This is a genomic window from Alistipes sp. CAG:29, from assembly GCF_000435435.1.
Taxonomy (GTDB): Bacteria; Bacteroidota; Bacteroidia; order Bacteroidales; family Rikenellaceae; genus Alistipes; species Alistipes onderdonkii.
The window spans coordinates 1-1,518 of sequence record NZ_FR893477.1; the positions used below are offsets into that span (position 1 = coordinate 1).

At 48.7% G+C, this 1,518-nt stretch carries 4 protein-coding genes and 1 pseudogene; all 5 read right to left on the reverse strand.

Annotated features, from left to right (window positions below; genetic code table 11):
* Positions 1-257, reverse strand: a pseudogene (locus tag QVP03_RS09645) (hypothetical protein); the annotation flags it as partial.
* Between the two features lie 214 nt (positions 258-471).
* Positions 472-636, reverse strand: coding sequence for a hypothetical protein (locus QVP03_RS09650; RefSeq protein ID WP_022333264.1), 165 nt, complete (start codon positions 634-636; stop codon positions 472-474).
* 9 nt (positions 637-645) lie between these two features.
* Positions 646-1,014, reverse strand: coding sequence for a hypothetical protein (locus tag QVP03_RS09655; RefSeq protein WP_022333265.1), 369 nt, complete (start codon positions 1,012-1,014; stop codon positions 646-648).
* Complete coding sequence (locus QVP03_RS09660; protein WP_022333266.1) at positions 1,001-1,324, reverse strand: hypothetical protein; 324 nt, start codon at positions 1,322-1,324, stop codon at positions 1,001-1,003. Before QVP03_RS09660 ends, QVP03_RS09655 begins: the two co-directional genes overlap by 14 nt.
* Positions 1,321-1,518: hypothetical protein (locus QVP03_RS09665; RefSeq protein WP_288210745.1), on the reverse strand; the 198-nt coding region annotated here is incomplete at its 5' end. The genes QVP03_RS09660 and QVP03_RS09665, both read right to left, overlap by 4 nt.

A 1,518-nucleotide genomic window follows, 5' to 3' on the forward strand; every position in this document is an offset into this window, starting at 1 on the left:
TCGGTAGCGAGGTCGCTGCCCTGCATCGAGAGCTCGCAGGCTCCTTCGCTGAGTACGGCCGAGAGCTGAAATTCCCCGTCGTACCCCTGCTGCGAGACCTTGAGCTGGAGATACGCCGGCTGGTTGATGATGTAAGAGTCCTGTAAGGCCGTCACTTCGAGCGTCGGCCGAGGCTCGGTGATCCGGTACTCGGATTTCTCACAGCCTGCGGCCGCGAAGAGTAAAAGAGGGAGGATTATTTCACGATATTTTTTCATGGAAAAATAGGGTTTGAATTCACACAATGGGTAACGCTGTCTCCGGGTATTTCCCCGGCCTGGATCATGGCGCAGTGTGAGCACAGATCGGCCTTTACCCACCAGCACATTCCCAGCTTTTCATGGTAGCAGGGATTGTCCTTGGTGCAGCCGCATACTTTGCAAGTCTGAACGGCGGTGTGGCCGTCCATGTCGGTCAGTGTAAGTTCTCGTTTCATATGTCAATTACAATAATTTCAGGTCGTTCTTTTTTGACGATTCCAAGCTCCTCAATATCGGAGGTAATATCACCCCAGCCATCAATGAACGCACGTATTTTTATGTCGTAATTTTCGCAGTCGCTCTCGACCGCCCAGTCGTACAGTTCCTTCGGTGTCATGGCTCCATCTTATTCTTGAATCTCCCGCCAGCCGAGGATGTTTTCGTGGTCAATGCGGACACTTGTCCCATCAATACACCACTTATTTTTGCCACTCCATAAATCACCCAATCGAAATGCTATTGCCATCATGATTTTATTAAAAGCCTTGTATTTCACCTCTACAACCTTAATATATTCCGGCAATTCCTCTTTCGGGTCGTGCCAGCGCGTCAGCCCTGTGTGTTCGGATTTTCCGAACTGGATAAGCCATTCAAGGGCAGAGAAGGTAGGAATACAGCATCCCACACACCCCCGGTCGCAATTCTTTCGATCTCCGCAATCTACACAGATGTTATTTTCGCAAAATGCTTTTGCTCTTTCCTCAATCGTTTCCATTCTGGGTCAGTTTTTGGATGAATAACTGGTGGCAGTATTTCATTGCGGCAGCTTCGTTATTAATTTCCTGAATACTTATCCCGCATTCCTCTGCCACCTGTTTTGGCGTTGCGTTCCAAACACATTCGAACGCTCTCTTGGCCTTCTCGCGCATCCGCTCCTCGGCCTCCTGCTCGGCAAGCTCGACCGCATACTGGGCTACATCTACTCTCACGGCATGATATGGCAGGTCAACGTCTTCGCCCTCATAACCGACTTCTACTTTCCAGCTACCGTCCTCCAGTTCTTGTCTTGCTTTTTCGCTTTTCATATGTTCAGTTTATAGCCGTTAGACAAAAGCCATTCGGTAGCATCCATAAGTACATCGACCAATTTTATCCCCCGGTGGGAGATCAATTCTGCTCCGCTTTCAGTTTCATAGATTACATACCATCCCTCGTAACATTTGGAGATATTGAGGTAAAATGTACCTTTTGCGTCAATGAACACGGGTAGTAATTCCTG